The sequence below is a fragment of the Streptomyces sp. NPDC058637 genome, from assembly GCF_042717325.1.
Taxonomy (GTDB): domain Bacteria; phylum Actinomycetota; class Actinomycetes; order Streptomycetales; family Streptomycetaceae; genus Streptomyces.
Genome location: NZ_JBHXRD010000001.1, coordinates 411,684 through 424,627 on the forward strand (window position 1 = coordinate 411,684; position 12,944 = coordinate 424,627).

The following is a 12,944-nucleotide window of genomic DNA, read 5'->3' on the forward strand; positions in this document are numbered from 1 at the left end:
TGCGTCATCCTCCGGCCGGAGCCTGTGCGTTCTCCTGTGCCTCGGCCTGCGCCGCCCACCGTGCCTTCGCCGCGTCGATCACCCGGCCGTAGTGGACCGAGGCCCACCACAGCGCGGCGAAGACCACACCGAGGATGAACATCATCGGGACGAAGAAGCCGCTCAGCACCAGCGCGATCTGGAACGCCCAGCCGAGCTGCACACCGCCGGGCCGGGTGATCACACCGCAGAGCAGGACGGACAGCAGCATGCCGATGCCGCACACCGTCCAGACGGTGGCCGTGGACAGGTCGTCGGACTTCATGGCGACGAGTCCGGCGAAGCCGATCACGAAGAACTCACCGATCAGCGTCGATGCACAGAGCGTACGCACAGGTCAGTGCCTTCCCAGAAGCAGCCGGGCCTCGCCGACCGTGATCACGGATCCGGTCACCAGGACTCCGGCGCCCGCGTACTCGGCCTCTTCCTCGGCGAGCGTGATCGCCGCCTCCAGCGCGTCGTCGAGGCGCGGCTCGACCTGCACGCGGTCGTTGCCGAAGACCTCGACGGCGACCGCGGCCAGCGCGTCCGCGTCCATGGCGCGCGCGCTGGAGTTCTGGGTGACGACGACCTCGGCGAAGATCGGCTCGAACGCTTCGAGGAGTCCTCGGACGTCCTTGCCCTCGCTGGCGCCGACGACCCCGATGAGCCGGGAGAAGCTGAACGCCTCGGAGATCCCCTCGGAGGCCGCGCGGGCGCCCGCGGGGTTGTGGGCCGCGTCCAGGACGACGGTCGGGCTGGACCGCACGACTTCGAGCCGGCCGGGTGAGAGCACCGCGAGGAAGGCCTTGCGGACGGCGTCGATGTCGAGGCTGCGGGCCTGCTCGGCGCCGATGCCGAAGAACGCCTCGACGGCGGAGAGCGCCACCGCGGCGTTGTGCGCCTGGTGGGCCCCGTAGAGCGGAAGGAAGATGTTCTCGTACTCGCCGCCGAGGCCGCGCAGCGTCAGCAGCTGGCCGCCGACCGCGACCTCGCGGGAGACGACGCCGAATTCCATGCCCTCGCGGGCCACCGTGGCGTCCACCTCGACGGCCTTCTTCAGCATGACCTGTGCGGCGTCGACCGGCTGCTGGGCCAGGATCACCGTCGCGCCCTGCTTGATCACTCCGGACTTCTCGCCCGCGATCTCGGCGGGGGTGGAGCCGAGGCGGTCGGTGTGGTCCAGCGAGATGGGGGTGACGACGGCGACCGAGGCGTCAATGACGTTCGTCGCGTCCCAGGTGCCGCCCATCCCGACCTCGACGACCGCGACGTCGACCGGCGCGTCGGCGAAGGCGGCGTACGCCATGCCCGTCAGCACCTCGAAGAACGAGAGCCGGTAGGGCTGCTGCGCGTCGACCATCTCGACGTACGGCTTGATGTCGTTGTACGTGTCGATGAAGCGCTCGGCCTCGATCGGGGTGCCGTCCAGGCTGATCCGCTCGGTGATCGACTGGACGTGCGGGGAGGTGTAGCGGCCGGTGCGCAGCTCGAAGGCGTTGAGCAGGGCCTCGATCATGCGGGCCGTGCTGGTCTTGCCGTTCGTCCCCGTGATGTGGATCGAGGGGTAGGCGCGCTGCGGCTCGCCGAGCACGTCCATCAGCGCCGCGATGCGGGTCACGGACGGCTCGAGCTTGGTCTCGCCCCAGCGGCCGGCGAGCTCCTGTTCCACGGCGCGCAGCGCCCGGTCGGTCTCGGGGTCGGTGGGGCGTGCGGGTACCGCGTCGCCCTGGGGCGGTCCCGACTGGGTGCGCAGCGTGCGGCTCCCGGCCTCGATCACCGCCAGGTCGGGGTCGCGCTGGGTCGCTTCGTCGACGATCTCCTCGAAGGTGTCGTCGGACTCTGACGCGTCGTGCCGGTCTGAAGGGCGGGGCTCACTCACAGGGCCAGTCTACGGATGGCCACCGGCATCCCGCGCAGCGCCCGGTGCGGCGCCGCGTACGGGTGTCCCGTGCGGGCACGTCGGAGCCCTGCCCGCACGGACGGCCGGACATGGCGAAGCCCCCGTGCCCCCGGTCGGTCGGGGGTACGGGGGCTTCGCCCTCAGATCATCAGCTCTGCGGCAGGTTCGCCAGCTGAGCGGTGATCCGCTCGATGTCCGCCTCGGCCTTCGCGAGCCGGGCACGGATCTTGTCGACCACGTTGTCCGGAGCCTTGGCCAGGAAGGCCTCGTTGCCGAGCTTCCCGTTGGCCTGCGCCTTCTCCTTGTCGGCAGCGCCGAGGTCCTTGGTCAGGCGCTTGCGCTCGGCCTCGACGTCGATCGTGCCCGACAGGTCGAGGGCGACCGTGGCCCCGGCGACGGGCAGGGTCGCCGTGGCGTGGAAACCCTCGCCCGCGGGCTGCAGACGCAGCAGCTGCCGGATGGCCGCCTCGTGCGGGGCGAGTGCCGTGCCCGTGACGTCCAGCTCGGCCGGGACCTTCTGGCCGGGCTGCAGGCCCTGGTCCGAGCGGAAGCGGCGGACCTCGGTGACGACCTGCTGGACGAGCTCGATCTCCTTCTCGGCCGCGTCGTCACGGAAGCCGCTGTCCCGGGGCCAGTCGGCGACGACGACCGACTCCTGGCCGGTGAGCGTGGTCCAGAGCGTCTCGGTGACGAACGGGACGATCGGGTGCAGGAGCCGCAGCGTGACGTCCAGGACCTCGCCGAGGACCCGGGCGGACACCTTCGCCTGCTCGCCGCCCGCGAAGAACGTCGTCTTGGACAGCTCGACGTACCAGTCGAAGACCTCGTCCCACGCGAAGTGGTAGAGCGCGTCGCTGAGCTTGGCGAACTGGAAGTCCTCGTAGAAGGCGTCCGCGTCGGCGACGGTCCTGTTCAGCCGGGACAGGATCCACCGGTCGGTGGCCGAGAGCTGCTCGACGGGCGGGAGGTCGCCCTCCACCGTCGCGCCGTTCATCATCGCGAACCGGGTGGCGTTCCAGATCTTGTTGGCGAAGTTGCGGGAGGCCTGGACCCAGTCCTCGCCGATCGGGACGTCGGTACCGGGGTTGGCGCCCCTGGCGAGGGTGAAGCGGACGGCGTCGGAGCCGTACGTGTCCATCCAGTCCAGCGGGTCCACGACGTTGCCGAAGGACTTCGACATCTTCTTGCCGCGCTCGTCGCGGACCAGGCCGGTGAGCGCGATCGTCTTGAACGGGACCTCGCCGTCCATGACGTACAGGCCGAACATCATCATCCGGGCGACCCAGAAGAAGATGATGTCGTGGCCGGTGAGCAGGACGTCGGTCGGATAGAACTTCTTGAGGTCCGGCGTCTGTTCGGGCCAGCCGAGCGTGGAGAACGGCCACAGGCCGGAGGAGAACCAGGTGTCCAGGACGTCCGTGTCCTGGGTCCAGCCCTCACCGCTCGGCGGCTGCTCGTCGGGACCGACGCAGACGACCTCGCCCTCGGGGCCGTACCAGACGGGGATGCGGTGACCCCACCAGAGCTGGCGCGAGATGCACCAGTCGCGGAGGTTGTCGACCCAGTCGAAGTACCGCTGCTCCATCTCCTTGGGGTGGATCGCGACCCGGCCGTCACGCACCGCGTCACCGGCGGCGGCGGCGAGGGTCTCGACCTTGACCCACCACTGGAGGGAGAGCCGGGGCTCGACCGTCGTGCGGCACCGGGAGCAGTGGCCGACGGAGTGGACGTACGGGCGCTTCTCGGCGACGATCCGGCCCTGCGAGCGCAGCGCGCCGACGATCGTGGCGCGGGCCTCGAAACGGTCGAGTCCCTCGAAGGGGCCGGGGACGGTGATGACACCCCGCTCGTCCATGACGGTCATCGACTCCAGGCCGTGGCGCCGGCCGATCGCGAAGTCGTTCGGGTCGTGGGCCGGGGTCACCTTGACGGCGCCGGTACCGAACTCGGGGTCGACGTGGTGGTCGGCGACGACCGGGATCGTGCGGTCGGTGAGCGGCAGCTTGATCCGCCTGCCGACGAGGTGGGCGTACCGCTCGTCGTCGGGGTGGACCGCGACGGCGGTGTCACCGAGCATCGTCTCGGCGCGGGTGGTGGCGACGACCAGGGTCTCGTCGCCCTCGCCGTACCGGATGGAGACCAGTTCGCCGTCGTCGTCCTGGTAGTCGACCTCGATGTCGGAGATGGCCGTCAGACAGCGCGGGCACCAGTTGATGATGCGCTCGGCGCGGTAGATCAGCTCGTCGTCGTACATCTTCTTGAAGACGGTCTGGACGGCGGCGGAGAGCCCCTCGTCCATGGTGAAGCGCTCACGGGACCAGTCGACGCCGTCACCGAGGCGACGCATCTGCCCGAGGATCTTGCCGCCGTACTCCTCCTTCCACTGCCAGACGCGCTCGACGAACTCCTCGCGCCCCAGGTCGTGTCGGGACCTGCCCTCCTCGCCGAGCTGCTGCTCGACCTTGTTCTGGGTGGCGATCCCGGCGTGGTCCATGCCGGGCAGCCACAGTGCCTCGTAGCCCTGCATCCGCTTGCGGCGGGTGAGGGCGTCCATCAGCGTGTGCTGGAAGGCGTGTCCCAGGTGGAGCGAACCGGTGACGTTCGGCGGGGGGATGACGATCGTGTACGGAGGCTTCTCGCTCTCCGGGTCGGCCGTGAAGTAACCGCGCTCCACCCAGCGCTCGTACAGCTTCCCCTCTACCTCGGCCGGCGCGTACTGGGTCGGCAGTTCGGGGGTGCTGGCTGGCTGCTGCGAAGGGTTCTCGGTCACGCGCCACAGTTTAGGCCCGTCACAGTCGTGCACTGAAACCGGTTTGTTCAGTAACGGTGTGCTGCCCGACACCCCATGTCAGGGCCGCTTCCGTCAGGATGTTCGCAACGCACAAGCATTATGGAGGGGACAGCCCAATGAGCTACAACCAGCCGGGCCCGTACGGCAGCCAGCCGCCGCAGGGCCAGCCCGGTCCGTACGGCCAGCAGCCGGGCCCGTACGGCGGCCAGCCGCCGCAGGGTCCGCCGCAGGGCCAGCCCGGGTACGGCTACCCGCAGCAGGCCCCTCAGGGCGTCCCGCCGCAGCAGCCCCCTCAGCAGCCGGGCTACGGCTACCCGCAGGGGCAGCAGCCGGGCCCCTACGGCCAGCAGCCGCCCACGCCTCCGTACGGCGGCCAGCAGCCCTACGCCGGGCAGCCCCCGGCCGCGCCGAAGAAGAAGACGGGCCTGATCATCGGCGCGGCCGTGGTCGCGCTGGCGGTCGTCGCGGGCGGGGTGTACTTCCTCACCTCGGGTGGCAGCAGCAACAGCGACGTGGCCGACTCCACCAAGGGCTACAAGCTGACGCCGGCCGCCTCGGTGGACGACTACAAGAAGGACCCGTCCACTTCGGCACCTTCGGGTCCGATGACCGGCAAGGAGAAGACCGACGCCGAGGCCGCCGGGATCAAGAACCCGTCGGAGGCGGGCGCTCAGTACGTGAGCGGTGACATGGCGACGAACCCGCTCACCACGAAGATGCTCATCCTCGTCGGCGCCTGGGGCGAGATCGACGACCCTGCCTCGACCATCGACGGCTTCTTCAAGAACGCCGAGCAGAAGGCGATGAAGGACGAGGACTCGAAGGGCTCGCTGGTCGGCAGCCCCAAGAACGTCACCCCGTCCGGCTTCGAAGGCGCCCTGATGAAGTGCCAGAACATGAAGATCATCAACGAGGACGCCGACGGTACGGCGGCGAAGGGCCCCAAGGAAATGATCATGCCGGTCTGCGTCTGGGCCGACTACAGCACGGTCGGTGCCGTGATCGGCTTCGACATCGGTGGCGCCATGACGAACAAGCCCATGTCCCAGGACGAGACGGCGGCCCTCGCCGCCAAGCTCTACAACACCTCGCGCACCAAGATCTGATCAGCCGCGCCGCACAGGCGAAGGGGCGCCCGGCCACCGGCCGGGCGCCCCTTCGGCGTACGTGTCGTCGTCGCCGCCGCTACGCGGACTTCTCGTGGCGGCCGCCGTCGTCGTTCTTGCCGATCGTGCGCGGCTCGCGCGGGACCAGTGTCGGGTTGACGTGGTTGCGGACGACGTCCGGGGTGATGACCACGCGGGCCACGTCCTTGCGGGACGGGACCTCGTACATCACGGACTGGAGGACTTCCTCCATGATGGCGCGCAGACCGCGCGCGCCCGTCTGGCGCAGGATCGCCTGGTCGGCGATGGCCTCCAGGGCCTCGCGCTCGAAGTCCAGCTCCACACCGTCGAGTTCGAACAGCCGTTGGTACTGCTTCACCAGGGCGTTACGCGGCTCGACGAGGATCTGGAGCAGTGCCTCGCGGTCCAGGTTGTGGACCGAGGTCAGCACGGGGAGGCGGCCGATGAACTCGGGGATCATCCCGAACTTCACCAGGTCCTCCGGCATGACCTCCTGGAACTGGTCGCTCGCCTGGATCTCCAGCTTCGAACGGATCGTCGCGCCGAAGCCGATGCCCTTGGCCCCGGCCCGCGACTCGATGATCTTCTCCAGACCGGAGAAGGCTCCGCCCACGATGAACAGCACGTTCGTCGTGTCGATCTGGATGAACTCCTGGTGCGGGTGCTTCCGGCCGCCCTGCGGCGGTACGGAGGCGGTGGTGCCCTCCAGGATCTTCAGCAGGGCCTGCTGGACGCCCTCGCCGGAGACATCGCGGGTGATCGACGGGTTCTCGCTCTTGCGGGCGACCTTGTCGATCTCGTCGATGTAGATGATCCCGGTCTCGGCCTTCTTGACGTCGTAGTCCGCGGCCTGGATCAGCTTCAGCAGGATGTTCTCGACGTCCTCGCCGACATAGCCGGCCTCCGTCAGCGCCGTCGCGTCGGCGATGGCGAACGGGACGTTGAGCATGCGGGCCAGCGTCTGCGCGAGGAGCGTCTTGCCGGAGCCCGTGGGGCCCAGCAGCAGGATGTTGGACTTGGCGAGCTCGATCGCGTCGTCACGATTCGCGCCGCCGCCGTTCTCCCCGGCCTGGACCCGCTTGTAGTGGTTGTACACCGCGACCGAGAGGGCCTTCTTCGCGGGCTCCTGCCCGACGACGTACCCCCCGAGGAACTCGTAGATCTCGCGCGGCTTGGGGAGCTCCTCCCACCGGACCTCGGAGGTCTCCGCGAGCTCCTCCTCGATGATCTCGTTGCAGAGATCGATGCACTCGTCGCAGATGTACACACCGGGTCCCGCGATGAGCTTCTTCACCTGCTTCTGGCTCTTTCCGCAGAACGAGCACTTGAGCAGGTCGCCGCCATCACCGATGCGTGCCACGAGGTGCTTCCCCTTCGCCTGGGAGCAGCCTGGTTCAGCGGCTCCTGGTGCCTCTATCCGACGGTACCTTGCCTGGCCCCCCGTTCGGGCCCCCCTTGGCACGGTTCACACGGCCGGGGCCGGGTGACCCTGCCGTACCAAGGGGTAAAGGCCGACGTCAGGCGGCCGCTCCGGCCGCGCTCTTACGCGTCGCGACGATCTGGTCGACCAGACCGTAGGCGAGGGCGTCGTCGGCGGTCAGGATCTTGTCGCGCTCGATGTCGTCGCGGATCTTCTCGATCGGCGTGGTGGAGTGCTTGGCCAGCAGCTCCTCCAGCTGGGCCCGCATCCGCAGGATCTCGTTGGCCGCGATCTCCAGGTCGGAGAGCTGCTCACGGCCGGTCTGCGAGGACGGCTGGTGGATCAGGACGCGGGCGTTCGGCAGCGCCAGACGCTTGCCCGGCGTGCCCGCGGCGAGCAGCACGGCCGCGGCGGAGGCCGCCTGGCCCATGCAGACCGTCTGGATGTCCGGCTTCACGAACTGCATCGTGTCGTAGATCGCCGTGAGCGCGGTGAACGAGCCGCCGGGGCTGTTGATGTAGATCGAGATGTCCCGGTCCGGGTCCATCGACTCCAGGCACAGCAGCTGCGCCATGACGTCATTGGCGGAGGCGTCGTCGATCTGCACACCGAGGAAGATCACGCGCTCCTCGAAGAGCTTCGCGTACGGGTCGTACTCGCGCACGCCCTGCGAGGTGCGCTCCACGAAGCGCGGGACGATGTAGCGGTTGTCCACCTGCGGGCCGGTGTAGAGGCCGTTTGCGGACGCGCCGGGGAAGTTGTTCATGTGGGTGTTCACCATCCTGGTGGCGTTCTGTGGCTGGGTGTCTCGGCGTACGAGAGAAAGCGGTGCGGTGCGGCGCGATCCGGTGCTGACCGGGTCAGGCGCCGGTGCCGCCGCCGCCCGGAACGCCCGATGCGACCGTGATGATCTCGTCGATGAGGCCGTAGTCCTTGGCCTCCTCCGCGGTGTACCAGCGGTCGCGGTCGCCGTCGCGGATGATCGTCTCCACCGTCTGGCCGGAGTGGCGGGCGGTGATCTCCGCCATCCGCTGCTTGGTGCGCAGCAGGTACTGGGCCTGGATCTTGATGTCCGAGGCCGTACCGCCGATACCGGCAGAACCCTGGTGCATGAGGATGTCGGTGTTCGGGAGCGCGAAGCGCTTGCCGGCGGCGCCGCCGGTGAGCAGGAACTGGCCCATCGAGGCCGCCATGCCCATGCCGATGGTGACCACGTCGTTCGGGATGTACTGCATGGTGTCGTAGACCGCCATGCCTGCCGTCACCGAGCCGCCGGGGCTGTTGATGTAGAGGTAGATGTCCTTGTCCGGGTCGGCGGCAAGGAGCAGAAGCTGTGCGGTGATCTTGTTGGCGATGTCATCGTCGACCTGCTGACCGAGGAAGATGATGCGCTCGCCGAGCAGTCGGCTGTAGACCTGGTCACCGAGGCCTCCACCGAGGGACGGCTCTCCGGCGGCGTAGGGCATCAGATTCGTCACGTATCCACCTGCTCGTCTCTGACGGCTCCGGCCGTCTCAGCGTCTTCGTACCGGGTGGGCCGGGACTCCCCGACCCTTCCTCTTCATGGACCCTAACGCGCAGGTGGGACAACGCCATCCCGCTTCCCCAACTGTTCGCTGGGAGCGCAAGGTCAGCAGTCCGCACAAGGGGTTCCGGGGCGTTTGCCGATACGACGACGGGCTCCGGACGCGATACGTCCGGAGCCCGTCGTGCGAATCGGATCAGCCGATCGGAACGAGGCTCAGGCCTCGGTCTTCTCGTCGGCCTTCTTCTCGTCGGTGGCGGCCTCGGCGGCGGCCTCCGTGGTGCCCTCGGCGGCCTCGGCGGCCTCGTCCTCGTCGTCCTCGAGCTCGACGACCTCACCGTTGGTGTCGACGACCTTGGCGGCCTCGACGACCACGGCGAGCGCCTTGCCGCGGGCGACCTCGCCGACGAGCATCGGCACCTGGCCGCCTTCGACGACGGCCTGGGCGAACTGGTCGGGGCTCATGCCGGAGGAGGCGGCGCGCCGCATGAGGTGCTCGGTGAGCTCCTCCTGGTTGACGTTGAGCTTCTCCTTGTTGACGAGCTCGTCAAGGATGAACTGGGTCTTGATGCCCTTGACGGCCTGCTCGGAGGTCTCGGCCTCGAACTCCTCGAGCGTCTTGCCCTGGATCTCCAGGTACTTCTCGAGGTCGAGACCCATCTGGCCGAGCTGGTGGTGCTCGAGGTTGTGCTTGCGGGTCTGGACCTCGTCCGCGAGGAGCTTCTCGGGGATCGGGACCTCGGCCAGCTTCAGGAGCTCGTCCAGGACGCGCTCCTGGGCCTGCGTGGCCTGGTCGTACTGCTTGGTGTTCTCGAGGCGCTTGCGGCTGTCCTCGCGGAGCTCGGCGAGCGTGTCGAACTCGCTCGCCATCTGCGCGAAGTCGTCGTCCAGCTCGGGCAGTTCGCGGGAGGCGACGGCGGTGACCTTGACGGTGACCTCCGCTGCCTTGCCCTCGGCGGAGCCGCCCTTCAGCTCGGAGGTGAAGGTGGCCTCGCCACCGGCCTCCAGGCCGGTCACGGCCTCGTCGATGCCCTCGAGGAGCTCGCCGGAACCGATGGTGTACGAGACACCCGCGGCCACGCCGTCCTCCAGGACCTCTCCGTCGACCTTGGCCTCCAGGTCGATCGTCACGACGTCGCCGTCGGCGGCGGCGCGCTCGACCGGGTTGGTGGAGGCGAAGCGCTCGCGCAGCTGCTCCACGGCCTTGTCGACGTCCTCTTCGGTGACCTCGAGTGCGTCCACGGTGACCTCGATGCCGGAGTAGTCCGGGATCTCGATCTCGGGACGGACGTCCACCTCGGCGGTGAAGGCCAGCAGCTCGCCGTCCTTGAGTTCGGTGATGTCAACCTCGGGCTGGCCCAGAACGTTGAGCTCACCCTCGTTGACAGCCTCGGTGTAGAACTTCGGAAGGGCGTCGTTGACGGCCTCCTCCAGCACAGCACCACGGCCGAACCGCTGGTCGATGACGCGGTTGGGGATCTTGCCCTTACGGAAGCCCTTCACCGTGACCTGCTGGTTGATCTTCTTGTACGCCGCGTCGAGGCTGTCCTTGAGCTCCTCGAAGGGCACCTCGATGCTGAGCCGAACCCGGGTCGGGTTCAGGGTCTCCACGGCGCTCTTCACGGTTCGGTCTCCTTGGTGGCTGACTTCTTGGGGTTCTGCTGGGCCGCCGAGAGGCGGCTTCGCGGATCGAGCCCGGTACATCAGACACACGGGCACGCAATTTGCATAGTAACGGCAAGCGGGATGACTCCCACAACGCGATCTTGCCTGAGGATCCTGCTGGTGGTCGGGGTGGCCGGATTCGAACCGACGACCTTCCGCTCCCAAAGCGGACGCGCTACCAAGCTGCGCCACACCCCGTCGGTGCGACACGTAGGGTACATGCCGGCAAGCGGTGCGTCGGACGCTTTTCGGGACGGGCCTCGAAGGCGGTCACCCGGGCGCACGCCGATACGGGTGTGCGCGCAGCGTCCATGACCCGCTACGATGCTGTTCGTGCCGCGGTCCACCGGACCTGTGGCGCGTCGCTTGCGGGCGTAGCTCAATGGTAGAGCCCTAGTCTTCCAAACTAGCTACGCGGGTTCGATTCCCGTCGCCCGCTCCATACGGAAGCCCGGTTCGACAGTCACTCGTCGGACCGGGCTCTTCGCGTTCACCGGCCGCCTCGCACGCGGGCCGCCGGACCCCCGGGCCTGACGGGACTCCCTGGGCCTGACGGGCGGGCACCGACGCGCGCCGGGCGGACCGGGCGCCGCCCCCGCGGTCAGAAGCTGATCTGGTTGATCGTCTCGGCTATCGAGTTCATGAACCTGTTGATCGACGGCGCCATGCCCGTCGACGCCAGGAAGAAGCCGAAGAGCACGGCGACGACCGCCGGCCCGCCCTTGAGGGACCCGCCGCGGATGAGCACCACCAGGATGATCCCCAGCATCAGCACCACAGACAGTGAAATGGCCACACTGATCACACCCTTGGTCGGTCCGCCTTGCCGGCCCGGCGGCGTGCGGCCGAGCACACCCCCGTTGCGACCATCGTGCCACCAACTCCCCCGTGGGTGCTGCCGGGTGACGAACCGGACTGACCGGATCGCGCCATACTCGCGCCCGCGCGCGCCGGGGCGCCCCGGGGTGCGAGGGGCGCCCCGCCCGGCCGCCACGCCCTCTCCCGTAATTCTGTGAACCTGCTGTGCGCGAAGCAGTTCGAATATCGGCCACCGTGATCGTTTCCATATCCCCACACTTCATTCACAGCGCTTTGCCAGGAGTTCGTGCGACGTAATTCACTCTCGCCAACCAGGTGCCGATATGCCCTGTTCAAGGTGGATGAATCACCATGAAACAGTCATTTGTCGACGGTTTCATTTCCGAGTCAGCGGGAACACGCGATATCTCCTGAGAGTTTTACGCTTGCTGATCGACGGGTCTAAGGTGCCGTAGATGTTCAGAGCTCCGAGCGCAATTCAGAGGGCCTCGATCCCCACGGAGACCCGGGAGTCGGGGCCCGGACACGAGGAGGCCCGGACGGCGGCCGGGACCTCCTCCCTCGCCGTCTCCACCCGCTCCGCGGCTCCCGGCCGCCTCGACGCCCCCACCCGCTCCGCCTCCCCCGGCGGATCGGGGGCAGCCGCTCCCCGAAAGCCGCGTGACGCCTACTTCGACAATGTGAAGTACCTCGCGATCGTGCTGGTAGCGGTGGCGCACGCCTGGGAACCGGTGATGGACGGCAGCCGCACCACGCGGGCGCTGTACATGGTCGTGTACACGTTCCACATGCCGGCGTTCATCCTCATCTCCGGCTACTTCTCACGGTCGTTCGACATGAGCCGGGCCAAGGTGAAGCGCCTGGTGACCGGGGTCGCCGTGCCCTACGTGCTGTTCGAGACCGCGTATTCGCTGTTCAAGCGGTACGCCGGCGGCGCGGACGACACACCGGTCACCCTGCTCGACCCGTTGTTCCTCACCTGGTTCCTGATCGCCCTGTTCATCTGGCGGGTCACCACACCGCTGTGGCGGTCGCTGCGCCATCCGCTGGCGGTCGCGCTGGGCATCTCGGTGCTCGCCTCGGTGACTCCGGGCATCGGCGACGACCTGGACCTGCAACGCGTCCTGCAGTTCCTGCCGTTCTTCGTGCTCGGCCTCCTGCTGAAGCCCGAGCACTTCCATGCGGTGCGGCGGCGCGAGGTGCGCGTGCTGTCCCTGCCGCTGCTCGCGGGAGCCCTGCTGTTCGCCTACTGGGCCGCCCCGCGCATGCAGTTGGGCTGGCTCTACCGCAGCAGCAGCGCTCAGGAGCTGAACGCCCCGTGGTGGTCCGGCGCCGTGATGTCCCTGGCGATGTTCGGGTGCGCGCTGGCGCTCACCATCGCCTTCCTGGCCTGGGTGCCGCGCCGCCGCATGTGGTTCACCGTGCTGGGCGCGGGGACCATCTGCGGCTATCTGCTGCACGGCTTCCTGATCAAGGGGGCCGGGTACTTCGGTCTGTTCGACCACTACGAGTGGCTCTCGGGACCCGCCGGACTCGTGGTCGTCTCCCTCGTCGCGGCCGCCGCGGTGACCGCGCTCTGCACCCCGCCGGTCCGGCGTGCGCTGCGCTTCGCCACCGAGCCGGACATGAACTGGGCGTTCCGCCGGGACGCCACCGGACGCTGACCCTGTCCGGAT

At 68.5% G+C, this 12,944-nt stretch carries 10 protein-coding genes and 2 tRNA genes; 3 read left to right on the forward strand and 9 right to left on the reverse strand.

Annotated elements, in window-relative coordinates; translation table 11 throughout:
- Positions 1-4: 4 nt before the first annotated feature.
- The 3 genes from ACFWVP_RS01910 to ACFWVP_RS01920 form a co-directional block, all read right to left on the reverse strand.
- Positions 5-373: a DUF4233 domain-containing protein gene (locus ACFWVP_RS01910; protein WP_384492969.1), complete on the reverse strand. Its 369-nt coding sequence runs from the start codon at positions 371-373 to the stop codon at positions 5-7.
- A 3-nt stretch (positions 374-376) separates the two neighbouring features.
- A complete protein-coding gene (locus ACFWVP_RS01915; protein ID WP_384492970.1) occupies positions 377-1,900 on the reverse strand; it encodes a bifunctional folylpolyglutamate synthase/dihydrofolate synthase in 1,524 nt (507 codons plus the stop codon).
- Between the two features lie 169 nt (positions 1,901-2,069).
- Entirely contained in the window at positions 2,070-4,691 is a 2,622-nt protein-coding gene (locus ACFWVP_RS01920; RefSeq protein WP_384492971.1) for a valine--tRNA ligase, read from the reverse strand.
- Between the two features lie 137 nt (positions 4,692-4,828).
- Here ACFWVP_RS01920 and ACFWVP_RS01925 point away from each other — a divergent pair, with 137 nt between their 5' ends.
- Positions 4,829-5,818: a hypothetical protein gene (locus ACFWVP_RS01925; protein ID WP_384492972.1), complete on the forward strand. Its 990-nt coding sequence runs from the start codon at positions 4,829-4,831 to the stop codon at positions 5,816-5,818.
- A gap of 79 nt (positions 5,819-5,897) precedes the next feature.
- On the opposite strand, the gene clpX is transcribed toward ACFWVP_RS01925, so the two are convergent.
- The 5 genes from clpX to ACFWVP_RS01950 form a co-directional block, all read right to left on the reverse strand.
- A complete protein-coding gene (gene clpX / locus ACFWVP_RS01930; protein ID WP_384492973.1) occupies positions 5,898-7,199 on the reverse strand; it encodes an ATP-dependent Clp protease ATP-binding subunit ClpX in 1,302 nt (433 codons plus the stop codon).
- Between the two features lie 157 nt (positions 7,200-7,356).
- Positions 7,357-8,040 (reverse strand): ATP-dependent Clp protease proteolytic subunit, encoded by a 684-nt coding sequence (locus ACFWVP_RS01935; protein ID WP_306070064.1) that lies wholly within the window; start codon positions 8,038-8,040, stop codon positions 7,357-7,359.
- 79 nt (positions 8,041-8,119) lie between these two features.
- Positions 8,120-8,725, reverse strand: coding sequence for an ATP-dependent Clp protease proteolytic subunit (locus tag ACFWVP_RS01940; RefSeq protein ID WP_384493014.1), 606 nt, complete (start codon positions 8,723-8,725; stop codon positions 8,120-8,122).
- 275 nt (positions 8,726-9,000) lie between these two features.
- The gene (gene tig, locus ACFWVP_RS01945) at positions 9,001-10,407 is read right to left on the reverse strand and encodes a trigger factor (protein WP_384492974.1); all 1,407 of its coding nucleotides are present in this window, start codon (positions 10,405-10,407) and stop codon (positions 9,001-9,003) included.
- A gap of 163 nt (positions 10,408-10,570) precedes the next feature.
- A tRNA-Pro gene (locus tag ACFWVP_RS01950) sits at positions 10,571-10,647 on the reverse strand.
- Positions 10,648-10,817: 170 nt separating this feature from the next.
- Here ACFWVP_RS01950 and ACFWVP_RS01955 point away from each other — a divergent pair.
- Positions 10,818-10,891: transfer RNA gene (locus tag ACFWVP_RS01955), tRNA-Gly, on the forward strand.
- Positions 10,892-11,050: 159 nt separating this feature from the next.
- Here ACFWVP_RS01955 and ACFWVP_RS01960 read toward each other — a convergent pair.
- Positions 11,051-11,245 (reverse strand): hypothetical protein, encoded by a 195-nt coding sequence (locus tag ACFWVP_RS01960; protein ID WP_384492975.1) that lies wholly within the window; start codon positions 11,243-11,245, stop codon positions 11,051-11,053.
- Between the two features lie 478 nt (positions 11,246-11,723).
- On the opposite strand from ACFWVP_RS01960, the gene ACFWVP_RS01965 reads away from it, so the two are divergent.
- A complete protein-coding gene (locus ACFWVP_RS01965) occupies positions 11,724-12,932 on the forward strand; it encodes an acyltransferase family protein (protein WP_384492976.1) in 1,209 nt (402 codons plus the stop codon).
- The last annotated feature ends 12 nt before the right edge of the window (positions 12,933-12,944 follow it).